Here is a 22,586-nt window from a genome sequence, read left to right on the forward strand (position 1 = left end):
TACATTTTAAAAAAACTACTTTTATAAAAAAAGAAATTTACAATGATAACCAACAGAACCTTTACCATGATTAAACCCGATGCTGTCGCTAACGGACACATTGGAAACATACTTGCAATGATTACAAATGCAGGATTTAGAATTGTATCTCTAAAATTAACCCAACTTACAGTAACTGATGCACAAGCTTTTTATGCTGTTCACGCAGCAAGACCTTTCTATGGAGAACTGGTAGAATTCATGTCTTGCGGCCCAATTGTTGCTGCTATATTAGAAAAAGAAAATGCCGTTTTAGATTTCAGAACACTTATTGGTGCTACAAATCCGGCAGATGCAGCCGAAGGAACTATCCGCAAATTATATGCTACTTCAATGGGAGAAAATGCAGTTCACGGTTCTGATAGTGATGAAAATGCTGCTATCGAAAGTGCTTTTCACTTTTCAGGAAGAGAGCAATTTTAGTATTCGGTGTTCAGCTTTTAGTGTTCAGTCACAGTTGAAGTTGAAAGTCCCAGATAAAAAAGAAATCCCGTCTCGTTTTTTAGAACAAGACGGGATTTTCTATTTGATAAAAACTGATTACTAATCCCGATAATTATCGGAACGGAACACTGACCACTACCTAAGAACCACATCCTTCACCACATCGCGACGCAATTCTTCATTAATCATCGCAACAATTTTGGATTTTCCGTGGCTTAATTCTTCCCGCAATACTGATGATGTTAACTCCACATACAAAGTACTGCCTTTTAAAACCACATTACGGGTGTAACTGTTTACGCCATTTCCCATCAAATTTTGCCAGGCCTCTTTTACGTTAATTCCGTCCATTCCTGACTGTAGTTTATTGGTCTGAATAATTTGCTTCAAAACATCACCTATCGTACTTTCGTTATTTAGTCTTTTCGCCATCTTCCAGTAAATTTATTGGTCCTGCTTTTTTATATTGATATTCTTTATTTTGATCATTCTTAATCGTCATTTCATCATCTGAAATACTCACTAATTCTTCGCTCCATTTAGCATAAGCCGTTGAATAATCTAAATAAACATGATCTTCTACAAATCGTACTTTCACCTTTTCATAATCGTCATTAAATAAAAAAGTACCGTCAAATTGCGGTCTTACTTTTCTTCGAATCCCTTGATTTCCATCTATTTTAAAGAAATCAAAATTCTCATTCATCTTGTATTCCTTATCCTCTCCTTCCTTAAAACTCACCTTCTCAATTTCCCAATATCCATTCAATTTACCAATATCTTCAGGAGTAATTTTTTTTTGGCATGACACAAAAAGCAAGCATACAAAAAGAATTTTTAGAGCATTTTTCATCTTAAATTATTTAATTATAACCTTTACAAAACGAAGCGAAAGTAATATAAAAACTGATTTTATTTCGAAAACAAAGTTAACTTTATTAAAGTTAACTTTGATAAAAAAATCAAAACCAACTTAAACTATTTTCTATATTTTTAGTCTTAAAGTAGTTAGAACCAATACCCTAAAATCATGTCTAAAATCATACTTAGCATCCTAGGTCTTTTCTTGCTTGTAAATTGCAGTCCTGAAAATTCTTCTTCAAATACTACAGAAAACCTCTACTTCCCTCCACTGACAGGAACTAATTGGGAAACCAAATCTATTGCTGATTTAGGATGGAAACAGGAAGCAGTCCAGCCCTTATTAGATTATTTAGAGCTTAAACATTCTAAATCTTTTATGATCTTAGTCAACGGACGCATTGTCATGGAAAATTATTTCAATGGACATTCAGCAACCACTAATTGGTATTGGGCTAGTGCCGGAAAAACCCTGACTTCAACAGTTACAGGTATTGCCGAACAGGAGGGTTTCATCAATATTAACAACAAAGTTTCTGATTATATTGGCACTGGATGGACATCTGAAACTTTAGCAAAAGAAAACCTGATTACTTGCAAAAACTTACTCAGTATGACTTCAGGAATTGAAGATATTGCCAATGGCGATGATGTTTCTCCGTCGAGCCTAACCTACAAAGCCGATGCAGGAACACGCTGGGCGTATCATAATGTATATGTAAAATTGCAAGATGTTATTGCTCAGGCTACAGGACAAACCTGGGCGAATTATTTTAATACTAAATTGAGAGATAAAATTGGAATGAATGGAAGTTGGTTAACTCTAGACAACAATATTGTTTATTTCAGCACCACTAGAAGTATGGCTCGCTTTGGTTTACTGATGTTAAACAAAGGTAAATGGGGATATAGCACTATTTTAAACGAAGCCTTTTTCAATGCAGCTACCACAACTTCTCAAAATATTAATCTTGGATACGGTTATTTATGGTGGTTGAACGGAAAAAGTTCTTACCATTTACCACAAACTCAATTGCAATTTTCAGGAAGTATCATTCCAAATGGACCAAATGATATGTTCATGGCATTGGGCAAAAATGACCAGAAAATCTATGTCATTCCAAGTAAAAAAATGGTAGTTATACGAATGGGAGAAGCAGCAAACACAGACAATCCTTCATTTGCTTTATCTGGATTTGACAATGAATTATGGCAAAAAATTAATGCCTTGTATCAGTAAGAATTAAGATTTATTTTGAATTCTATTTTTAAAACCCAAAATACATAATACAACGCCTATTACCAATAGAATATAATACAGCGTTAATAATTGTTCTCTAACCATATTAGCTATCACAAAACAAACCACACTTATCATATACAGATAAATCGGAGCTATATTCTTAATCATATCTTTGTTATTTAAAGAAAGAATCTACAAATTCATATTTATTAAAGACTTGTAAATCTTCAATACCTTCACCAACACCAATGTATTTTACAGGAATTTGGAATTGATCCGAAATACCAATAACAACACCACCTTTAGCAGTACCGTCTAATTTAGTCACAGCTAATGAAGTTACTTCGGTTGCTGCTGTAAATTGTTTGGCTTGTTCAAAAGCATTTTGACCAGTTGAACCATCAAGAACCAATAAAACATCATGTGGTGCATCGGCAACTACTTTTTGCATTACGCGTTTTACTTTAGATAATTCATTCATCAAATTAACTTTGTTATGCAAACGTCCTGCAGTGTCAATAATTACAATATCGGCATCTTGTGCCACAGCTGATTGTAGCGTATCAAAAGCCACAGAAGCCGGGTCAGACCCCATATTCTGTCTTACTATTGGCACATCAACTCTATCAGCCCAAATTTGCAATTGGTCAATAGCAGCAGCTCTAAAAGTATCGGCTGCCCCAAGAACTACTTTGTAACCTTGTTTTTTAAATTGGTAAGCCAGTTTTCCAATAGTAGTTGTTTTTCCAACTCCGTTAACACCAACAACCATTAAAACATATGGTTTTACATTAACAGGAATCACAAATTCAGTTGCTTCACCAGTATTAGTTTCTGATAGCAAAGCTGCAATTTCTTCTTGTAGAATTTGATTCAGTTCTGAAGTACCTAAATATTTGTCTTCAGAAACGCGTTTTTCTATACGGGTTATTATTTTTAAAGTAGTATCAACACCTACATCAGAAGAAACCAGAATTTCTTCCAGGTTATCCAAAACATCATCATCAACCTTAGACTTCCCTACTATTGCTTTACTTAATTTAGAAAAGAAAGTAGTTTTTGTTTTTTCCAAACCTTTATCTAAGGTTTGCTTCGCTTGTTCGCTTATGCTCGGGTCCTTTTTCTCTGTAGAAAATATTCTTTTAAAAAAACTCATCGTATATACAGTATTAATAACAAGAGTATTAGCAAATAAATACCAATACCACTTTCAAAGAGTAAATATAGAAAATAAAAAAGCTACTTCCTGAAGAAAGTAGCTTTTCTATATATGCTTTTATGAATTATTTCTTTTTCAAGAATTCATCAACTAATTCAGGTGCAACGATAGTTTCTACGAAAGTATATGCGCCAGTTTTTGGAGATTTAACCATTTTAATGGCTTTTGATAATCTCTTTGAAGAAGTTTGTAACGATGCTACGGTTTTCTTTGCCATGATTCAAATGTTATTTTAATTTTAATAAACCCCTTATGAAATCAATTGAGATTCTATCAAAATTTCTAATTATTACTTAATTTCTTTGTGAACAGTTACTTTTTTCAAAACAGGGTTGAATTTTTTAATTTCCAATCTGTCTGGAGTATTCTTTTTGTTCTTAGTTGTAATGTATCTTGAAGTACCTGCAACACCTGAAGCTTTATGCTCAGTACATTCTAAAATTACCTGGATTCTATTACCTTTCTTTGCCATCTTGCTATATATTTATTTAGGAAAAAAGAATTATTTAATAAATCCTTCTGACTGTGCTTTTTTCAAAACAGCAGAAATTCCATTTTTATTAATTGTTTTTATCGTAGATGCTGCTACTCTAAGAGTAATCCATCTATCTTCTTCTGGAAGATAAAAACGCTTTTTAACTAAGTTCACAGAAAACTTTCTCTTAGTTTTGTTCATAGCGTGAGAAACGTTATTTCCTACCATCGCTCTTTTACCTGTAAGGTCACAAACTCTTGACATTATACTTATATTTTATATTCGTTATTCAAAATCAGGGTGCAAAGAAAAGAAAAATAAACGGTTCCAACAAAAAAATTACAAGACATTTTTAAAAATTTCTTTCTTTAGTATTTCTAAGCTTTTAATCAACGCTCTATCTATCACTTTTTCACGTGGTTGACCAAAATTAAACTCTTCCACAATTACCTCATTTGGAGTAGCCAAAGCGATAAAAACACTTCCTAATTCGGCTTGTTCATCTCCTTTTGTCGGTCCGGCATTTCCAGTTGTAGCAAGTGCATAATCGGTATTCATCAGCTTCTTAACATTTACAGCCATTGCCGTAGCCACCTCAGCACTTACAACCGAGTGTTTTTCTATAAAATCAGCAGAAATCCCCAATACATTTATCTTAGTTTCAGTTGCGTAAGAAACCACACTTCCTTTAAAATAACTGGAAGCTCCCGCTACCGATGACAAACTCGCCGCTATCTGACCTCCCGTACAACTCTCAGCTGTTGCAATGGTTTTTTGCTGTTTTTTCAGCATTTTACCCACTAAAACCTCAATAGTTTCATCTTCTTCAAAACCAACAATAATATCATTGATAATCGCATCTAAAGACTCCACATAAGAATCAATTGTTTTCTCCAATGCTTCTTTATCTTTTCCTCTGGCTGAAAGACGCAAACGCACTCTTCCCGGAGCAGGCAAATAAGCCAACTTGATAAATTCAGGCAAGCTGTTTTCCCAATCTTCAATTCGTTCCGCCACCATACTTTCGCCTTGTCCATACGTAAGAATGGTTTTATGAATAATATAAGGACGATTGTATTCTTTAACCACTTTGGGGATTATTTCATTTTCTACCAGATATTTCATTTCGAATGGCACTCCCGGTAACGAAACAAAAACCGTATTTTCTTTTTTCATCCACATTCCCGGAGCTGTCCCCACCTGATTATGAAGCACTGTGCAACGGGATGGAACTAACGCCTGATCTTTATTGATTTGTGTAATGGTTCGTTTATAAAAACCTTCAATTAATTGTGTCACATGCTTTAAAACCGCCTGATCCACAATTAATTCATCTTCAAAATAATCGCAAAATGTTTTTTTAGTGACATCATCTTTTGTTGGGCCAAGTCCACCAGTGATAATCACCAAATCTACTTTGTTTTGCAATTTTTCAAAAGTATCCAGAATATGTTGTTTATCATCACTAATAGAAATCATCTCATGAATTTCTACCCCTATTTTATCCAGGGATTTTGCAATAAACCCCGAATTGGTATCTATAATTTGACCTATTAAAATTTCATCTCCTATAGTAACAATGGTTGCTTTCATTATATCATTTTGAAAATTTGAGTTCCTTATAAAATAAAATCAACACCCAAAAAATTGAGTGTTGATTCCTATGTATTTTTTTTGAATAAAAATTAAGATTTAATTACAAATCGAAGTCTTTCTTAATTTCTTTAATTGCCTCTTTTACCTGCGATTTTATGCTATCAAAAGTATGCTCAATATCTTTTCTTTTCCCTTCTTCTTTAGTCCAGGCTTCAACTTGAAGAATTTCCTCAAAAGCTACCGTCATACCCAACAAATCTAATGTTGGCTTGATTTTATGTGCATAAGCATAGGCATGCTTGTGATCTTTCTTTTTTATTCCTTCCTTAATTTGCGCCAAATCTTCCGGCACATCATTTACAAACAAGGTTAGAATTTCGTTTACAAACTCTTGATCATTATCTGAGATTGCATATACTTTTGCTAAGTTGTAGTTTAAAGCCATTATTTTATTTGTATTCTAAATAGTTTTTGTCCTTCTAAATATCCTTCCAAAACGTCGTTGGGATCTACCTTTGCAACCCCTTTAGGCGTTCCCGTAAAAATAATATCTCCTATTTTTAATGTAAAATATTGTGAAACATAAGCAATTAACTCATCTATTTTCCACAACATCATATTAACATTACCTTCCTGAACAGTTTGATTATTATTTTTCAATTCAAAAGTAAGATTTTCTAACGAACTAAATTGCTCTTTAGGTAAAAAATCACCAATCACAGCCGAACCATCAAAAGCTTTTGCTTTTTCCCAAGGCAAACCTTTAGATTTTAAATCATTTTGCAAATCCCGGGCTGTAAAATCAATCCCCACACTTATTTCATCATAATATTTATGAGCAAATTTAGGTTCGATATACTTCCCTACCTTATTAATCTTTACAATAACCTCAACTTCATGCTGTACATCTTCTGAAAATTCAGGAATCACAAAAGGATGTTGCTTTAACAATATAGCCGAATCCGGCTTGATAAAAATCACCGGTTCAGTTGGACGCTCATTTTGTAATTCTTCAATATGACTGGCATAATTGCGACCAATACAAATTATCTTCATTCTTGCAAGTTTATCGTTTTTAGTTTATGGTTCCCTGTTGAGTTACTAAAAAGAACTACAAACTATAAACCACAAACTACAAACTTATTTCGTATTTAACTTTCTTAATTTTATTGCGGTCAATACCTTTTTAGTGTACAAAGGAAAATCAGCATTTTGAACCCAACTAAAATAGCCCGGTTCTTTTTCTAAAACAACATCTACTTTTACTCCTTTATGTTTCCCAAAAGTAAAAATCTCATCTCCATCTTTATCAAAAGAAATCATCCCCGCAAAATCGGCTATTTTTTTTCTGGTTGTGAATTCAGACAAGGATTTCATATCGTTTTCCAAATCAGGATAACGGTCTAACTGTGCTTTCAATATTTCGTAAGTAGCTATTGTATCCGCTTCTGCCGAATGGGCATTTTCTAAACTTTTACCACAATAAAACTTTAAAGCAGCACTTAAAGTACGCTCTTCCATTTTATGAAAAATAGTTTGAACATCAACAGAAACTCTGTTTTTCATATCAAAATCTACTCCCGCACGAAGTAATTCTTCTGCCAAAAGCGGAATATCAAATCGATCGGAATTAAATCCAGCCAAATCACTGTCTTTAATCATATTATAAACCTGAGAAGCCAGTTCAGAAAATGTAGGTTCATTAGCTACTTTTTCATCAGTAATTCCATGTACAGCGGTAGTTTGCGGTGGAATCGGAATCGTAGGATTCACCAGCCAGGTTTTGCTTTCTTTATTTCCGTTTGGAAAAACTTTAAATATTGAGATTTCCACAATTCTGTCTTTTCCAATATCAATTCCTGTAGTTTCAAGATCAAAAAAGCAGATAGGTCTATTGAGTTTTAATTCCATTTTTATAATATATAGCTACAAATATAAAGTTTTGAGTTTGATTTAAACAAGAGTTCAAAAAAGAAAACCCGTCTTGTTTTTAAAACGAGACGGGTTTGCTGATATAAATTTCAAAACTAAATAGTTCTTGTAATATCAAAATTCTCTAAATATTCGGCAACTCGTTTCACAAACATTCCACCTAAAGCGCCATCAATAATACGATGATCATAACCATGAGTTAAAAACATTTTCTGACGAATTCCAATAAAATCACCTTCCGGAGTTTCAATTACCGCCGGTACTTTTCGAATAGCACCCAAAGCTAAAATCCCCACTTCCGGCTGATTGAGAATTGGCGTTCCAAAAATACTTCCAAAAGAACCAACATTGGTTACGGTATAAGTCCCTCCTTTAGTCTCGTCCGGTTTTAGTTTTCCTAATTTTGCTCGATTTCCTAAATCGTTTACAGCTTTTGCCATACCTACCAAATTCAGTTGATCTGCATTTTTAATTACAGGAACAATCAAATTACCGTTTGGCAAAGCAGCTGCCATACCCAGATTGATATTTTTCTTTTTAATAATATAATCACCATCAACTGAAATATTCATTCCTGGATAATCTTTCAATGCCTTAGCAACAGCTTCCATAAAAATTGGAGTAAAAGTCAGCTTTTCACCTTCTCTTTTCTCAAATTCATTTTTATGCTTTTCACGCCATTTTACAATATTGGTCATATCCACTTCTATAAAAGAATAAACATGAGCAGATGTTTGTTGGGAAGAAATCATATAACCCGCAATCAACTTTCGCATTCTGTCCATTTCGATAATTTCGTCTCCACCGCTCACAGAAACCGGTGCAACTGATTTTGAAGAAACTGCCTCAACAACCTCAACAACTTCTTTTGCAGCTTCAACCTGAGGCGCATTCGTTCTGTTTTTCAGATATTCTAAAATATCATTCTTAGTCACTCTGCCTTCACTTCCTGTTCCCGGAATTTTTTCTAATTCTTCCATTCCAATACCTTCGGCAGCAGCAATATTTTTTACTAACGGAGAAAAGAATTTCTCAGAACCGGAATTAGTTATTGTTACAGGAGTAGCAACTGTTTCTTTTGCTATTTCTATCGTTTTTGTTACTTCTTCAATTATTTCCGGAGCTATTGTTTCTTCAATTTCAACTTCCACTACCGCTTCTTCTCCTTCTGTCTCAATGATCGCAATAGTTTGTCCTACCTCAACCAAATCATCTTTTGAAAACAATTGCTCTATCAAAACACCGGAAACCTCACTAGGTACTTCACTATCCACTTTGTCGGTAGCAACTTCCAGCACTGCCTCATCGGCTTCAATTTTATCGCCTACTTGTTTCAACCAGTTTGTAATGGTTGCTTCTGCGACACTTTCTCCCATTCTCGGAAGCTTTAATTCGAATCTTGCCATATTGTTAACCTAAAAGGTAGTTTTTTAATTTCTGCTTGCGAAATTACTAAATTCTTAAAACATAAATTATATTAAATGTAGCTTTCCTATATTAATTATAACAAGCAACTCATTTTCAAAATAATAATCTACTTATTAATAAAAATCAAATCCTAAACACATCGTTTTTTACCAATTCGACAAAAAAACAAGTTCTCTAACAGAGTGTTTTTTACAATAAATTAACTTTACTTAAGATAACCGCCTTCGCAAAAGTGTTATTTTCAATTTTTTCACTTCTAAAAACAGTCATTTTTTAAAAACATGAAAGCCTCAATTGAGATGATTAAATAGTCAATCCACAAAAATCGCTTACTTTTGAAGTATTATAAAGAACCAATTCCCTAAATTATTGCATCACATTGAAAAAAGTATTCTTATTACTATTTCTGTTTTCAATCAACCAAATTCAATCACAAATTTCAGGTTGTACCGATCCTCTTTCTAAAAACTACAACCCGCTGGCCACCATTAATAACGGAAGTTGCCTGTATCCAAAAACCAAAATCAAACCTGAATTCACTCTGAAATTAAGTGATACTTTAATAGAAACCTCTGGCTTGATTACTTTCGACAATTTATTATGGACACAGAATGATGATACTGACACCGACATTTACGGAATAGACACCAACGGGAAAATTCAAAAGAAAATCAAACTCGAAAAAGTAACCAATACCGATTGGGAGGAGATTTCACAGGACAGCAGTTATATTTATGCGGGTGATTTTGGCAACAATTATCAAGGCAATCGAACTGATTTACATATTTTAAGAATTGAGAAAAAATCTTTCTTACTGAATGCTCCCATAATTGATACAATTTCATTTTATTATTCAGATCAAAAGGATTTTACAATTCAAAAAACAAACAGTACCAATTTTGACTGCGAAGCTTTTATTGTTTCCAAAGACAGTATTTATTTATTCAATAAGCAATGGAATCAAAAGAAAACCAGTATTTACACACTTCCTAAACAACCAGGAAAACATATTGCACAGTACAAACAAACACTCAATACCAAAGGCTTAATTACTGGTGCTACCTATTTAGAAGAAAAAAAATTAATAGTACTGTGTGGCTATTCTAAAACAGGAAAAACCTTTTTGTATCTTTTATATGATTTTAAGGATTCGGATTTTTTATCCGGAAACAAACGAAAAATACATTTAAAAATCCCCTTTCATCAAATAGAAGGCATCGCTACATTTGATGGTATTCATTATTATCTGACTAACGAGCATTTACAGCTAAAACCAATCCTAAACGTTCCTCAAAAACTGCATGAAATCAATTTAAGTCCATTTTTGAATTCATTTCTTCAAAATCAAAAGCCACTGCCTAAAACAATAAACTAGTAGCAAATCAATCAAATAGTTTACTTTTGCCAAAAAAATTACAACTGTGAATTATTTATCTGTCGAAAATATATCCAAATCTTTTGGAGAAAGAACTCTTTTTGAAAACATTTCTTTTGGAATAAACAAAGACCAAAAAATTGCCTTTATAGCCAAAAACGGCTCTGGAAAAACCACAATCATGAGCATTATCAATGGTTTAGACGAACCTGATACGGGACAAGTGGTTTTAAGAAAAGGAATCAGAATGGCATTTCTATCGCAGGATAATAATTTACAAGACGAGTTAACTATTGAAGAAAGCATTTTTGCTTCGGACAATGAAACCTTAAAAGTAATTGAACAATACGAAAAAGCATTGGAAAATCCGGAAGACGAAGAAGCGTATCAAAAAGCTTTTGACGCTATGGACCAGCACAATGCCTGGGATTTTGAAACCCAATACAAACAAATTTTGTTTAAATTAAAACTGGAAGATTTTAAACTTAGGGTAAAAAATCTTTCCGGAGGACAAAAAAAGCGTCTTTCCCTAGCCATCATTTTGATTAATCGCCCTGATTTATTGATTCTTGACGAACCTACCAATCACTTGGATTTGGAGATGATTGAATGGCTGGAATCTTATTTTGCCAAAGAAAATATCACTTTGTTTATGGTTACGCACGACCGTTTTTTCTTAGAACGTGTTTGTAATGAAATTTTAGAATTAGACAACGGTAAATTATACCAATACAAAGGAAATTACTCTTATTATTTAGAGAAAAAAGAAGAACGGATTGCTTCTGAAAACGCCAGTGTGGACAAAGCCCAAAACTTATTTGTAAAAGAATTAGAATGGATGCGCCGTCAGCCAAAGGCAAGAACTACCAAGTCTAAATCGCGTCAGGATGATTTTTACATCATCAAAGAAAAAGCGCAAAGTCGCCGTAAGGAAAACAAAGTAGAACTTGAAATCAACATGGAACGCATGGGAAGTAAGATTATCGAGCTTCACAAAATTTCGAAGAAATTCAAAGACCGTGTTATTTTAGACAACTTCAGTTTCGATTTTCAACGTGGCGAGCGCATTGGAATTATTGGTAAAAACGGAACCGGAAAATCGACTTTCCTAAATTTATTAACCGGAACTTTACCTTTAGATTCAGGAAGAGTGGTTAAAGGCGATACCATAAAAATAGGCTATTATACGCAAAGTGGTATCAACCCAAAAGCGGGTCAACGTGTTATTGACATTATCAAAGAATACGGAGAATTTATTCCGTTGGCAAAAGGACGAATCATTTCGGCTTCCCAATTGTTAGAACGTTTTCTTTTTGATGCTAAAAAACAATATGATTTTGTAGACAAATTAAGTGGTGGCGAATTGAAACGTTTGTATTTATGTACTGTTTTGATTCAGAATCCTAACTTTTTGATTCTGGATGAACCTACAAACGATTTGGATATCGTGACTTTGAATGTATTAGAAAGTTTCCTTTTGGATTATCCTGGCTGTTTATTGGTAGTTTCGCACGACCGTTATTTTATGGATAAAATTGTAGACCACTTATTTATCTTTAGAGGTCAGGGTGTTGTCGAAAATTTCCCTGGAAACTATTCTGATTTCAGAGCCTATGAAGACAGTGCCGATGTAGCGCAAAAAGAAGAAAACAAAGCCGAAAAGAAAGATTGGAAACAAAAAAATCCAACTGGAAATCTAACTTTCAACGAGCAAAAAGAATATCAAAAAATCGAGAAAGAGATTAAAGATTTAGAAATTGAAAAAACTAAAATCGAGCAATTATTTTCAGAAGGAAAAATAGCTGACGCAGACATCGAAAAAAAAGCAAAAGAACTGGAAAACATCATCAATAAGATAGAAACCAAAGAAGAACGATGGTTTGAGCTTTCTGCTAAAATTGAAGGATAATCAGTATTCAATTAAGACCGTTAATTATTTTTTTTAATACAGAAATACCCACAACAAAACTTATTTTGTTGTGGGTGTTTTTATTTTGTAAGAAAATTGTAAGTTAGCAAAAAAACATACATTAAAATCTTTCATAAATGAAAAATTCTCTAATACTATTATTACTACTATTCATAACATCTTCTTATTCTCAAAAAAAATTGAATGAAAAAGAAATTAAATCCATATACACCTATTATTATCAAGACTTTGTTAAAAAATATGAATTTTTATTTAAAAAAGAAACATTCAACGAAAAAGATTATTTTAAAAAAAAATTCAACAAACAAGAAATAGATAATTTCATTAAAGAATTTGAAAAATCTGCCAAATTAGAAATTTTTAAAACCTTTGATAAGAACGCATTAAATATAACAGCAATATTATCGGATAATTTCAAAGACGTAGGATTTGAAAACATCAAAATAGAATTAACTGATTATAAACTATTTGACAACAATAATGATTCAATAAAAATTAAATCTCCTAATGATTTTACAACTTTCACACCAAAAAAAATAAATCATCGTTCAAGATTAGTAAATGATACCATTTCAGAAAAACTTTTCGATAAATTTCAAGGCGAAACCACTTACAAACTTTCATTCCTGACTGGCTACGACATAATAACTTTAAACCTTACAAATATTGGCGACACAATTCAACTTGGAGGATCAAAATATAAGTTACTAGATTATCGTTTCAACAAATTAATTATTCAAAAATTTTCTGACGAAAAAGAAAATCTAAAATTAATTAATTTTTCAATTGACAACAAAGTCATTAAATCCTATTCAGCTTCGGATTTTTATATAATGCAAAAAGAAAATCCTTCTCTTAAAAACAAAATAAACTTTAACAACCACAAAACTAGCGGACTACCTAACTATTTTTATGATCTATTTTTAAAAAAATTCGAAATGACTTTTGATGAATTTAAAAATAATTTAGAATCACATGAATCAAATCCATCAGACGAAAAGAGAATAATATTCCATATAGCAGCTATCATTGCTCCTAACACTAAATTCATTTTATATTGTCCAAAATATGAAACTAGAACTATACAATTAAAAAAAACATTCGATACTAATAAAGGCTTATAAAAATCAATTATTACTTTCATCCTCATATTTTTCTAACATTATATTATTATCTAAATTAAAAGAGAAACAAAAAAGCTGCATTTCATAATGCAGCTTTTTGTTAATGTGAAATTCTATTTTTTCATTGGAGGCAAATCAAATGCCTTAGGTTCATGTGCAAAATTATTACGGTGCGAACCATCACAAAAAGGTTTGTTAGAAGATAATCCACAACGGCATAGTCCTAAAGCTGTTCTTCCTTCTAATCCGTAAACATTTCCATCACAGTCCATAATTTCGAAATCACCTTCAATTTTTATTGAACCATTATTATTGATTATTAATTTTGTCTTACTCATATAGCTTTTTTTTTGAGTTCAAAGATTGCAAAATATATCCTGAAAGCTCAAACTATAATCCTGTTTTTAGAATACAAAAAGCTAATTTATATTGAATATATTTTAATTCAATTATAATTGTTGCTACCTACCTACTAAAGACCCAGCTTGTCATACAGCAATATAAAAAGATGGGACTTTTTTGTGAGATTACAAGAGTCTTCTTTTTTTACATTACAATTACACCTTATATTTGAAAAAAAATACAAAACATGGACATCAAACAAATTTTTGAAAACAACAAGAAGTGGATCGCGAAACAACTGCAAGCAGATGAAACTTATTTTGACAAATTAGGTGCCGGACAAGCTCCTGAAATTCTTTACATTGGTTGTTCAGATAGTCGTGTAACCGCCGAAGAAGTAATGGGTTTACAACCGGGTGAGGTTTTTGTTCACCGAAACATTGCTAATATGGTTCCTAATACCGACTTGAACTCAATGTCGGTTATCAATTATGCGGTAAGCCATTTAAAAGTAAATCATATTGTAATTTGTGGCCATTATGGTTGTGGTGGTGTATTGGCAGCAATGCAACAATCTGATTTAGGAATTCTAAATCCCTGGTTGAGAAATATTAGAGACGTGTATCGTATCCACCAACAAGAATTAGACGCTATTACTAACGAATCCGAGAAATACAAAAGATTAGTTGAATTAAATGTACAGGAGCAATGTATTAATGTGATTAAAACAGCCGAAGTTCAAAAAGCAAATAGCGAAAGAAACCTAAAAGTGTATGGTTGGATTTTTGACATTCATTCCGGAAAATTAATCGACTTAGAAATTAATTTTGACGAAATTTTGAAAGATATTACTAAAATTTACAAAATAGCTTAAGCACAAACACATTATTAGAAATCAAAAATCCCGCATCGTTTCAAAATAGCGATACGGGATTTTGTCTTTTACAAAAATTAATAACTAAAGTAAATCAAAACGGTCTAAATTCATGACTTTGTTCCAGGCAGCCACAAAATCTTTCACAAATTTATTATGAGCATCAGCACTTGCATATACTTCAGCAATAGCTCTCAACTCAGAGTTAGAACCAAATACTAAATCCACACGAGTTCCAGTCCATTTTGGCTGACCCGTTTTACGGTCTGTTCCAATATAAATTTCTTTACTTTCATCCATTGCTTTCCAGGCTGTTCCCATATCTAATAAATTAACAAAGAAATCTGTTGTTAAATATCCTGGACGATTTGTTAGCACACCATTTTTAGAACCATCAAAATTGGTATCTAAAACTCTCAATCCACCAATTAAAACAGTGAGTTCAGGAGCTGTTAAGGTTAACAATTGTGCTTTATCAATTAATAATTCTTCTGTCGAAACTGCACTTTTGTTTTTTCTGTAATTTCTAAATCCATCAGCAACAGGTTCTAAATACCCTACCGATTCAACATCTGTTTGTTCTTGAGTAGCATCTGTACGACCAGCTGTAAATGGTACCGTTACATTTGTTCCTGCAGCAGCAGCAGCTTTTTCTACAGCCACATTACCCGCTAATACAATTAAATCCGCAATAGATACTTTCTTAGATACATTTGCAGTATTAAATTTACTTTGAATATTTTCTAAAGCCGTTAAAACTTTATTTAGTTGAACCGGATTATTTACTGTCCAATTTTTTTGTGGTTCTAATCGAATGCGAGCACCGTTTGCACCACCACGTTTATCAGAACCTCTAAAAGTAGATGCCGAAGCCCAGGCTGTAGTCACTAATTCTGAAACTGAAAATCCTAATCCGGAAATTTGGGATTTTAAAATCTCTATATCATTAGCATTTATTAATTCATGATCTACTGCTGGAACAGGATCTTGCCATGTAAACACTTCTTGAGGAACATCTGGGCCTAAATATCGCGAAAGAGGCCCCATATCACGGTGTGTTAATTTGAACCAGGCTTTTGCGAAAGCATCCGCAAATTGATCTGGATTTTCGCGAAATCTTTTTGATATTTTTGCGTATTCAGGATCAAACCGTAAAGATAAATCGGTTGTCAGCATCGTTGGTTGATGCATTTTGTTTGGATCGTGTGCATCTGGAGTAATCGCACCAACATTTGTTGCCACCCATTGATGGGCACCAGCAGGACTTTTTGTTAATTCCCAATCGAAATCTAATAAGTATTCGAAATATAAGTTGGTCCATTCTGTTGGTTTACTGGTCCAGGTAACTTCGAGACCTGAACTGATGGTATCCCCACCTTTCCCTGATCCATAACTATTATTCCACCCAAAACCCTGCTCTTCAATTCCCGAAGCTTCAGGTTCTTTACCCACATGTTCTGTAGAAGCTGCTCCGTGAGCTTTACCAAAGGTATGCCCACCGGCAATTAATGCCACCGTTTCCTCATCATTCATTGCCATACGGGCAAAAGTATCTCTAATATCATGAGCTGCTAAAACCGGATCCGGATTTCCGTCTGGTCCTTCTGGATTTACATAAATTAATCCCATTTGAACAGCAGCCAAAGGATTTTCTAAACTACGAGAATGAACTTTTCCATCTGCATCATCATCCGAAGCAACAACCCCATCTCCATCTACTCCATGAGAACCATGTGCATAGCGGATATCTCCACCTAACCAGACTTTTTCAGACCCCCAATATACATCCATATCCGGTTCCCAAACATCAGCACGTCCACCAGCAAAACCCAATGTTTTGAATCCCATAGATTCTAAAGCAACATTTCCGGTAAGGATCATTAAATCAGCCCAGGAAATCTTATTACCATATTTTTGTTTTATTGGCCAAATCAAACGACGTGCCTTATCTAAAGATACATTATCCGGCCATGAATTTAATGGAGCAAAACGCTGCTGTCCTGAACCCGCACCACCACGCCCGTCCTGTACACGATAGGTACCGGCACTATGCCATGCCATACGAATAAAAAATGGCCCATAATGTCCAAAATCTGCTGGCCACCAATCCTGAGAATCAGTCATTAAAGCATGAAGATCTTTTTTCACAGCTTCTAAATCCAATGAATTGAATGCTGCTACATAATCAAATTCTTCATCCATTGGATTAGATTTTGATGAATGCTGACGCAAAATATCAACTTTTAACTGATTAGGCCACCAATTATGGTTTTGTGTTCCCTTACCTGCACTTTGCTTTGGAGCACTTCCTGAAAATGGACATTTACTCGCACCGTTTGAATTGTTTGTGTTTTCCATAATTATTTATTTTTTTATTTTTTAAAAGTTGCAATGCTAATTTAGCGATGATTAATTTATTGAAATATGTTTTTCGATAGATAAAAACTATACACAAATACCCAATAACCATCTCTAAAAAAGAACCCTTAAATTAGTAAAAAATAATACACAAAAATGAACTCCTCAATATCAAATAGTTAAAAACACATAAATAAACTCATCAACTAAAAATTAGTCAATTAAAGAAACTGTTATTTTCAGCATATTAAATTAAACTTAACACATTTATTTTAGACTTTAAACAACAAAACTTCGATTATTTTTTTATATTTTGCATTAGGATTCCAAAACGATAACCATGACCTCAATCACCCGAATTTTTGATTTTCCGTACCATCAACAAGATGAGTTTACTTCAATTCCTGACGCTTTAGCTTCAAAGCAAAACGGTGTGTGGGAAAAGATTTCGACACAAGAATATATTACCAAAGCCAATAGTATTTCCAGAGCACTATTGCGAATGGGGATAAAAAAAGACGATAAAATTGCCATCATTTCTTCTAATAACAGGCCCGAATGGCATATTGTTGATATTGGTGTTTTGCAAACCGGTGCACAAACAGTCCCTATCTATCCTACTATTTCTGAACAGGATTACCAATATATCCTGAATCATAGCGAGGCTAGTTATTGCTTTGTTTCTGACGAAGAACTATTCAAAAAAATAAACTCTGTTAAAAACAAATTACCCCATCTTAAGGAAATTTACAGTTTTAATACTATTGTCAATTGCAAAAATTGGAATGAATTAACAGTACTTGGCGAAGACGAAAGCAATCAAGAGGAAGTAGAAGCTCGAAAAAACAGTATCAAAACCGAAGATTTAGCAACTATTATTTATACTTCGGGTACAACCGGAAATCCTAAAGGAGTGATGCTTTCGCACCAAAATATTGTATCGAATGTTTTAGGCAGTGCTCCCAGAATTCCTTTCAAAGCAGGAGCGAGTCGTGCATTGAGCTTTTTACCTATTTGCCATATTTTCGAAAGAATGGTTTTGTATTTATACCAATATTATGGCGTATCGATCTATTTTGGAGAATCCATAGAAAAAATTGGCGAAAACATTAAAGAAGTACAACCTAACGTAATTACTGCTGTTCCTAGATTAATCGAAAAAGTATATGATAAAATTTATGCTAAAGGAGCCGAACTAAGCGGAATTAAAAGAAAATTATTCTTCTGGGCTATCGATTTAGGATTGCGATACGAACCTTATGGAGCGAATGGATTTTGGTACGAATTCCAACTTAAAATTGCCCGAAAACTCATTTTCAGCAAATGGCAGGAAGGCCTTGGTGGCAGGCTTGAAGTAATGGTTTCAGGTAGTGCCGCTTTACAAACCCGATTATCACGAATTTTTGCAGCGGCAGGAATTCCTGTTATGGAAGGCTATGGACTAACCGAAACTTCTCCAGTAATTGCCGTAAACGATATGAGAAATTTTGGTTTCCGAATTGGAACTGTTGGAAAAGTAATCGATAATGTAGAAGTAAAAATTGCCGAAGACGGAGAAATTCTTTGCAAAGGTCCTAATGTAATGATGGGCTACTACAAAAACGAAACGCTAACTAACGAAGTTATCACAGATGGTTATTTCCATACGGGAGACATTGGAAATATGGATCAGGATGGTTTCTTAAAAATCACCGACCGTAAAAAAGAAATGTTCAAAACTTCGGGTGGAAAATACATTGCACCTCAGCTCATTGAAAATACTATGAAGCAATCCCGTTTTATAGAACAAATTATGGTTATTGGCGAAGGCCAAAAAATGCCAGGGGCTTTTATCCAGCCTAATTTTGACTTTGTATACGACTGGGCAGTGAAAAACAAAATTGATCTTGAAAAAACAAATCAGGCAATTGTTTCTAACGAAAAAGTTATTGCCCGCATCCAACAGGAAGTAGATACCATCAACACTAAATTTGGTCACTGGGAACAAATCAAACGTTTTGAACTCACTCCTGATGTTTGGTCTATTGATGGCGGTGAATTGACTCCAACACTCAAATTAAAACGCAAAAACATACTGGAAAAATATCAGGATTTATACCAAAAGATATATAGTTTTTAAAAAATCCTATTCATTTCTGCAATACATAATAAGAGCTTGTTTCATAAATTCGAAACAAGCTCTTTTTTTAACTTCAATTATTTTTTTAACAAAAAAACAACTGTTTTTTATTATGCACGCATACTATTTTTTATTACATTTGAAACAACAGCTCTGTTAATATCATAATTTTTATTTTAAAATAAAACGATTATGGTAAAAAATAGATTTCCTTTTTAAGAGAAACTTAATAAGCTTGCCACATGAAAAACAAAACAATAGATTACATCTTAAGAGCAACTTGGCAGACCGTTTCCAGAATGTACAATGAAGAAGCTGCTAAATATGGTGCCACAATGGCAACTGGATTTGCATTATTAAGTATCGACAAAGAAAAAGGAACTCCATCAACAGCCTTAGGACCAAAAATGGGAATGGAAGCCACCAGCCTGACGCGCACTTTGAAATCGATGGAAGAAAAAGGATTAATCATTAAAAAGAAAAATCCAAATGATGGCCGCGGGGTATTAATTTACCTTACTGATTATGGCAAAGAGAAAAGAGCACTATCAAAAAGCACTGTGATTCAGTTTAACGATAGTATCAAAAAACACATCTCTGATGAAAAATGGGATAACTTCATAGAAGTAGCCGAAACCATCAACAAATTAATACAGGATAAAGAAATATTTAACCAATCTGAAAACAAAGAAAATGAAATTGCCAGGATTACAAAAGACAAAAAATAAAGTAAAATGGCTAAAATAATATTCAGATAAAAATAAATAGTAACAACTTATGAAACGCACAATTAAAAAAGTTGCCGTAATTGGTTCAGGAATCATGGGTTCAGGAATTGCTTCTCATTTTGCAAACATTGGCGTCGAAGTATTGCTTTTGGATATTGCTCCAAAAGAACTCACCGAAGCCGAAAGCAAAAAAGGACTCACTCTGGAAAGTAAAATAGTTAGAAACCGAATTGTCAATGAGCATTTGGCTAATTCCCTAAAATCAAAACCTTCCCCTATTTACAGCGCAAAATTTGCCAGCAGAATCACCACTGGAAACACCACGGATGATATGGCAAAAATTGCTAATGTAGACTGGATTATAGAAGTGGTGGTAGAACGTTTGGATATCAAAAAATTAGTTTTCGAACAAATTGATCAATACCGAACTAAAGGAACATTGGTTACCTCAAACACTTCTGGAATTCCTATTCATTTTATGAGCGAAGGAAGAAGCGAAGATTTCCAAAAACACTTCTGCGGAACACACTTTTTTAATCCTGCGCGTTACTTAAAATTATTCGAAATTATTCCGGGGCCAGAAACTTCGGCCGAAGTATTAGATTTCCTGAATAATTATGGAGAAAAATTTCTGGGAAAAACTTCAGTTATTGCCAAAGATACTCCTGCATTCATTGGAAATCGTATTGGAGTTTTCGGAATCCAAAGTTTGTTTCATTTGGTAAAAGAAATGAATCTGACTATTGAAGAAGTTGATAAATTAACAGGTCCTGTAATTGGACGACCAAAATCGGCCACTTTTAGAACGGTTGATGTGGTTGGTTTAGATACTTTGGTTCATGTTGCCAATGGAATTTATGAAAACTGTCCTGAGGACGAAGCCCATGAGTTATTTAAACTTCCGGAATTCATCACCAAAATGGTCGAGAACAAATGGTTTGGAAGCAAAACAGCACAAGGTTTTTACAAAAAAGTAGACAAAGATATTCTTTCATTAGATTTGAATACCTTGGAATATCGCGCAGCTAAAAAAGCATCGTTCGCCACTTTAGAACTCACAAAAACCATTGATAAACCTATTGATCGTTTTAAAATTTTAATAAAAGGACAAGACAAAGCAGGTGAATTTTACAGAAAAAGCTTCTCTGCCTTATTTGCTTATGTTTCCAATAGAGTTCCTGAAATCTCAGACGAATTATACAAAATTGACGATGCCATGAAAGCCGGTTTTGGCTGGGAAAATGGTCCATTCGAAATTTGGGATGCTATCGGAGTTGAAAAAGGAATCGAAATGATAAAAGCTGAAGGACACACTCCTGCTGCCTGGATAAATGAGATGTTGGCTTCGGGAAGCAGCAGTTTTTATTCTGTGAAAGAAGGTGCTACTTATTTTTATGATATTGCAAGAAAATCACAAACTAAAGTCCCTGGACAAGATGCTTTTATTATCCTGAACAACATTCGCGAAAGCAAAAAAGTCTGGAGCAACAGTGGCGCTATCATTGAAGATTTGGGCGACGGAATTTTGAATATCGAATTCAAATCAAAAATGAATACCATTGGTGGTGATGTATTGCAAGCCATAAACAAAGGAATTGATTTAGCCGAAAAAGAATATTCAGGATTAGTTATTGGAAATCAAGCTGCTAATTTTTCGGTTGGTGCCAATATCGGAATGATATTTATGATGGCTGTGGAACAGGAATATGACGAATTGAATATGGCTATCAAATTGTTTCAAGACACCATGATGCGTGTTCGCTACTCTTCTATTCCGGTAGTTGTTGCACCACACGGAATGACTTTTGGTGGTGGCTGCGAAATGAGTCTTCATGCCGATAAAGTGGTTGCTGCAGCAGAGACCTATATGGGATTAGTGGAATTTGGTGTTGGTGTGATACCGGGTGGCGGTGGTTCGAAAGAATTGACTTTACGTGCATCTGATTTGTTCCGTAAAAATGATGTTGAACTCAACACATTACAGGAATATTTCTTAACCATTGCCATGGCAAAAGTATCAACTTCTGCTTATGAAGCATTTGATACTGGACTTTTACAGCACGGCAAGGATATTATTGTAGTAAATAAAGACCGCCAAATTGCCGAAGCCAAAAAACATGCCTTATTAATGGCTGAAGCTGGCTATACCCAACCGATTCGTAGAAACGACATTAAAGTATTAGGAAAACAAGCATTGGGTATGTTTCTAGTTGGAACCGACCAAATGGTTGCTGGAAAATATATCTCAGAACACGATAAAAAAATTGCAAACAAACTGGCTTATGTTATGGCTGGTGGCGATTTATCCGAACCGACATTGGTATCCGAACAGTATCTATTAGATTTAGAAAGAGAAGCTTTCTTATCTCTTTGTACTGAACGTAAAACTCTAGAACGTATTCAGTATATGTTAAAAGCGGGGAAACCACTTCGAAATTAGAAAATAGAGCAAAGAGAATAGAACATAGATTTCAGAAAACGCATAAAGTCTATTTTCTA

At 33.8% G+C, this 22,586-nt stretch carries 22 protein-coding genes; 9 read left to right on the top strand and 13 right to left on the bottom strand.

The window, feature by feature from the left end; genetic code table 11:
- Positions 1-42: 42 nt before the first annotated feature.
- Complete coding sequence (locus BIW12_RS01250) at positions 43-462, top strand: nucleoside-diphosphate kinase (RefSeq protein WP_071183448.1); 420 nt, start codon at positions 43-45, stop codon at positions 460-462.
- Positions 463-618: 156 nt separating this feature from the next.
- On the opposite strand, the gene BIW12_RS01255 is transcribed toward BIW12_RS01250, so the two are convergent.
- Positions 619-915, bottom strand: a complete 297-nt coding sequence (locus BIW12_RS01255; RefSeq protein WP_071183449.1) for a DUF721 domain-containing protein — start codon at positions 913-915, stop codon at positions 619-621.
- Positions 896-1,336 (bottom strand): hypothetical protein, encoded by a 441-nt coding sequence (locus BIW12_RS01260; protein ID WP_071183450.1) that lies wholly within the window; start codon positions 1,334-1,336, stop codon positions 896-898. The genes BIW12_RS01255 and BIW12_RS01260 overlap by 20 nt, the downstream gene beginning before the upstream one ends.
- 177 nt (positions 1,337-1,513) lie before the next feature.
- Between BIW12_RS01260 and BIW12_RS01265 the strand changes: the two genes are divergently transcribed.
- Entirely contained in the window at positions 1,514-2,584 is a 1,071-nt protein-coding gene (locus tag BIW12_RS01265; protein WP_071183451.1) for a serine hydrolase domain-containing protein, read from the top strand.
- Between the two features lie 178 nt (positions 2,585-2,762).
- Here BIW12_RS01265 and ftsY read toward each other — a convergent pair whose 3' ends face one another.
- The 9 genes from ftsY to BIW12_RS01305 form a co-directional block, all read right to left on the bottom strand.
- Positions 2,763-3,743 (bottom strand): signal recognition particle-docking protein FtsY, encoded by a 981-nt coding sequence (gene ftsY / locus BIW12_RS01270; RefSeq protein WP_071183452.1) that lies wholly within the window; start codon positions 3,741-3,743, stop codon positions 2,763-2,765.
- A gap of 127 nt (positions 3,744-3,870) precedes the next feature.
- Positions 3,871-4,023: a DUF4295 domain-containing protein gene (locus BIW12_RS16115; RefSeq protein ID WP_081824680.1), complete on the bottom strand. Its 153-nt coding sequence runs from the start codon at positions 4,021-4,023 to the stop codon at positions 3,871-3,873.
- 72 nt (positions 4,024-4,095) lie between these two features.
- Positions 4,096-4,278, bottom strand: coding sequence for a 50S ribosomal protein L33 (gene rpmG / locus BIW12_RS01275; RefSeq protein ID WP_035660223.1), 183 nt, complete (start codon positions 4,276-4,278; stop codon positions 4,096-4,098).
- Between the two features lie 30 nt (positions 4,279-4,308).
- Positions 4,309-4,545 (bottom strand): 50S ribosomal protein L28, encoded by a 237-nt coding sequence (gene rpmB / locus BIW12_RS01280; RefSeq protein WP_007805815.1) that lies wholly within the window; start codon positions 4,543-4,545, stop codon positions 4,309-4,311.
- Between the two features lie 75 nt (positions 4,546-4,620).
- Positions 4,621-5,874, bottom strand: a complete 1,254-nt coding sequence (locus BIW12_RS01285; RefSeq protein ID WP_071183453.1) for a competence/damage-inducible protein A — start codon at positions 5,872-5,874, stop codon at positions 4,621-4,623.
- A gap of 103 nt (positions 5,875-5,977) precedes the next feature.
- The gene (locus BIW12_RS01290) at positions 5,978-6,322 is read right to left on the bottom strand and encodes an Hpt domain-containing protein (RefSeq protein WP_066324629.1); all 345 of its coding nucleotides are present in this window, start codon (positions 6,320-6,322) and stop codon (positions 5,978-5,980) included.
- Positions 6,322-6,933 carry a fumarylacetoacetate hydrolase family protein gene (locus BIW12_RS01295; protein WP_071183454.1) on the bottom strand — a complete coding sequence of 204 codons (612 nt, stop codon included), beginning with the start codon at positions 6,931-6,933 and terminating at the stop codon, positions 6,322-6,324. The genes BIW12_RS01290 and BIW12_RS01295 overlap by 1 nt, the downstream gene beginning before the upstream one ends.
- An 84-nt stretch (positions 6,934-7,017) precedes the next feature.
- A complete protein-coding gene (locus tag BIW12_RS01300; protein WP_071183455.1) occupies positions 7,018-7,788 on the bottom strand; it encodes a 3'-5' exonuclease in 771 nt (256 codons plus the stop codon).
- Between the two features lie 116 nt (positions 7,789-7,904).
- Complete coding sequence (locus BIW12_RS01305) at positions 7,905-9,215, bottom strand: dihydrolipoamide acetyltransferase family protein (protein WP_071183456.1); 1,311 nt, start codon at positions 9,213-9,215, stop codon at positions 7,905-7,907.
- 401 nt (positions 9,216-9,616) lie between these two features.
- Here BIW12_RS01305 and BIW12_RS01310 point away from each other — a divergent pair, with 401 nt between their 5' ends.
- The 3 genes from BIW12_RS01310 to BIW12_RS01320 all read left to right on the top strand — a co-directional run bounded on the left by BIW12_RS01310 (position 9,617) and on the right by BIW12_RS01320 (position 13,666).
- Positions 9,617-10,612 (top strand): hypothetical protein, encoded by a 996-nt coding sequence (locus tag BIW12_RS01310; protein WP_071183457.1) that lies wholly within the window; start codon positions 9,617-9,619, stop codon positions 10,610-10,612.
- A 46-nt stretch (positions 10,613-10,658) separates the two neighbouring features.
- Positions 10,659-12,521 carry an ABC-F family ATP-binding cassette domain-containing protein gene (locus BIW12_RS01315; protein WP_071183458.1) on the top strand — a complete coding sequence of 621 codons (1,863 nt, stop codon included), beginning with the start codon at positions 10,659-10,661 and terminating at the stop codon, positions 12,519-12,521.
- Between the two features lie 137 nt (positions 12,522-12,658).
- On the top strand, positions 12,659-13,666 hold the full coding sequence (locus BIW12_RS01320) for a hypothetical protein (RefSeq protein ID WP_157499451.1): 1,008 nt from the start codon (positions 12,659-12,661) through the stop codon (positions 13,664-13,666).
- A 113-nt stretch (positions 13,667-13,779) separates the two neighbouring features.
- Here BIW12_RS01320 and BIW12_RS01325 read toward each other — a convergent pair whose 3' ends face one another.
- Positions 13,780-14,004, bottom strand: coding sequence for a CDGSH iron-sulfur domain-containing protein (locus BIW12_RS01325; protein ID WP_071183460.1), 225 nt, complete (start codon positions 14,002-14,004; stop codon positions 13,780-13,782).
- Between the two features lie 251 nt (positions 14,005-14,255).
- Here BIW12_RS01325 and BIW12_RS01330 point away from each other — a divergent pair, with 251 nt between their 5' ends.
- Complete coding sequence (locus tag BIW12_RS01330) at positions 14,256-14,882, top strand: carbonic anhydrase (RefSeq protein WP_071183461.1); 627 nt, start codon at positions 14,256-14,258, stop codon at positions 14,880-14,882.
- An 84-nt stretch (positions 14,883-14,966) separates the two neighbouring features.
- On the opposite strand, the gene katG is transcribed toward BIW12_RS01330, so the two are convergent.
- Complete coding sequence (gene katG / locus BIW12_RS01335) at positions 14,967-17,240, bottom strand: catalase/peroxidase HPI (RefSeq protein ID WP_071183462.1); 2,274 nt, start codon at positions 17,238-17,240, stop codon at positions 14,967-14,969.
- A gap of 340 nt (positions 17,241-17,580) precedes the next feature.
- Here katG and BIW12_RS01340 point away from each other — a divergent pair, with 340 nt between their 5' ends.
- From BIW12_RS01340 to BIW12_RS01350, 3 genes are all read left to right on the top strand, one after another.
- Positions 17,581-19,359, top strand: a complete 1,779-nt coding sequence (locus BIW12_RS01340; protein ID WP_071183463.1) for an AMP-dependent synthetase/ligase — start codon at positions 17,581-17,583, stop codon at positions 19,357-19,359.
- A gap of 242 nt (positions 19,360-19,601) precedes the next feature.
- Positions 19,602-20,087: a MarR family winged helix-turn-helix transcriptional regulator gene (locus BIW12_RS01345; RefSeq protein WP_071183464.1), complete on the top strand. Its 486-nt coding sequence runs from the start codon at positions 19,602-19,604 to the stop codon at positions 20,085-20,087.
- A gap of 49 nt (positions 20,088-20,136) precedes the next feature.
- Entirely contained in the window at positions 20,137-22,527 is a 2,391-nt protein-coding gene (locus BIW12_RS01350; protein WP_071183465.1) for a 3-hydroxyacyl-CoA dehydrogenase/enoyl-CoA hydratase family protein, read from the top strand.
- The last annotated feature ends 59 nt before the right edge of the window (positions 22,528-22,586 follow it).

The sequence above is a fragment of the Flavobacterium commune genome (assembly GCF_001857965.1).
Taxonomy (GTDB): domain Bacteria; phylum Bacteroidota; class Bacteroidia; order Flavobacteriales; family Flavobacteriaceae; genus Flavobacterium; species Flavobacterium commune.

What these genes read in the sequence shown, in the direction of transcription:
- BIW12_RS01265 (WP_071183451.1), top strand. Translation starts at nt 1,514, where the DNA reads ATGTCTAAAATCATACTTAGCATCCTAGGTCTTTTCTTGCTTGTAAAT.
- BIW12_RS01250 (WP_071183448.1), top strand. Translation starts at nt 43, where the DNA reads ATGATAACCAACAGAACCTTTACCATGATTAAACCCGATGCTGTCGCT.
- BIW12_RS01295 (WP_071183454.1), bottom strand. Translation starts at nt 6,933, where the DNA reads ATGAAGATAATTTGTATTGGTCGCAATTATGCCAGTCATATTGAAGAA.
- BIW12_RS01330 (WP_071183461.1), top strand. Translation starts at nt 14,256, where the DNA reads ATGGACATCAAACAAATTTTTGAAAACAACAAGAAGTGGATCGCGAAA.
- BIW12_RS01345 (WP_071183464.1), top strand. Translation starts at nt 19,602, where the DNA reads ATGAAAAACAAAACAATAGATTACATCTTAAGAGCAACTTGGCAGACC.
- BIW12_RS01340 (WP_071183463.1), top strand. Translation starts at nt 17,581, where the DNA reads ATGACCTCAATCACCCGAATTTTTGATTTTCCGTACCATCAACAAGAT.
- rpmG (WP_035660223.1), bottom strand. Translation starts at nt 4,278, where the DNA reads ATGGCAAAGAAAGGTAATAGAATCCAGGTAATTTTAGAATGTACTGAG.
- katG (WP_071183462.1), bottom strand. Translation starts at nt 17,240, where the DNA reads ATGGAAAACACAAACAATTCAAACGGTGCGAGTAAATGTCCATTTTCA.
- BIW12_RS01285 (WP_071183453.1), bottom strand. Translation starts at nt 5,874, where the DNA reads ATGAAAGCAACCATTGTTACTATAGGAGATGAAATTTTAATAGGTCAA.
- BIW12_RS01350 (WP_071183465.1), top strand. Translation starts at nt 20,137, where the DNA reads ATGAAACGCACAATTAAAAAAGTTGCCGTAATTGGTTCAGGAATCATG.
- rpmB (WP_007805815.1), bottom strand. Translation starts at nt 4,545, where the DNA reads ATGTCAAGAGTTTGTGACCTTACAGGTAAAAGAGCGATGGTAGGAAAT.
- BIW12_RS01255 (WP_071183449.1), bottom strand. Translation starts at nt 915, where the DNA reads ATGGCGAAAAGACTAAATAACGAAAGTACGATAGGTGATGTTTTGAAG.
- BIW12_RS01260 (WP_071183450.1), bottom strand. Translation starts at nt 1,336, where the DNA reads ATGAAAAATGCTCTAAAAATTCTTTTTGTATGCTTGCTTTTTGTGTCA.
- BIW12_RS01300 (WP_071183455.1), bottom strand. Translation starts at nt 7,788, where the DNA reads ATGGAATTAAAACTCAATAGACCTATCTGCTTTTTTGATCTTGAAACT.
- ftsY (WP_071183452.1), bottom strand. Translation starts at nt 3,743, where the DNA reads ATGAGTTTTTTTAAAAGAATATTTTCTACAGAGAAAAAGGACCCGAGC.
- BIW12_RS01290 (WP_066324629.1), bottom strand. Translation starts at nt 6,322, where the DNA reads ATGGCTTTAAACTACAACTTAGCAAAAGTATATGCAATCTCAGATAAT.
- BIW12_RS01320 (WP_157499451.1), top strand. Translation starts at nt 12,659, where the DNA reads ATGAAAAATTCTCTAATACTATTATTACTACTATTCATAACATCTTCT.
- BIW12_RS16115 (WP_081824680.1), bottom strand. Translation starts at nt 4,023, where the DNA reads ATGGCAAAGAAAACCGTAGCATCGTTACAAACTTCTTCAAAGAGATTA.
- BIW12_RS01325 (WP_071183460.1), bottom strand. Translation starts at nt 14,004, where the DNA reads ATGAGTAAGACAAAATTAATAATCAATAATAATGGTTCAATAAAAATT.
- BIW12_RS01305 (WP_071183456.1), bottom strand. Translation starts at nt 9,215, where the DNA reads ATGGCAAGATTCGAATTAAAGCTTCCGAGAATGGGAGAAAGTGTCGCA.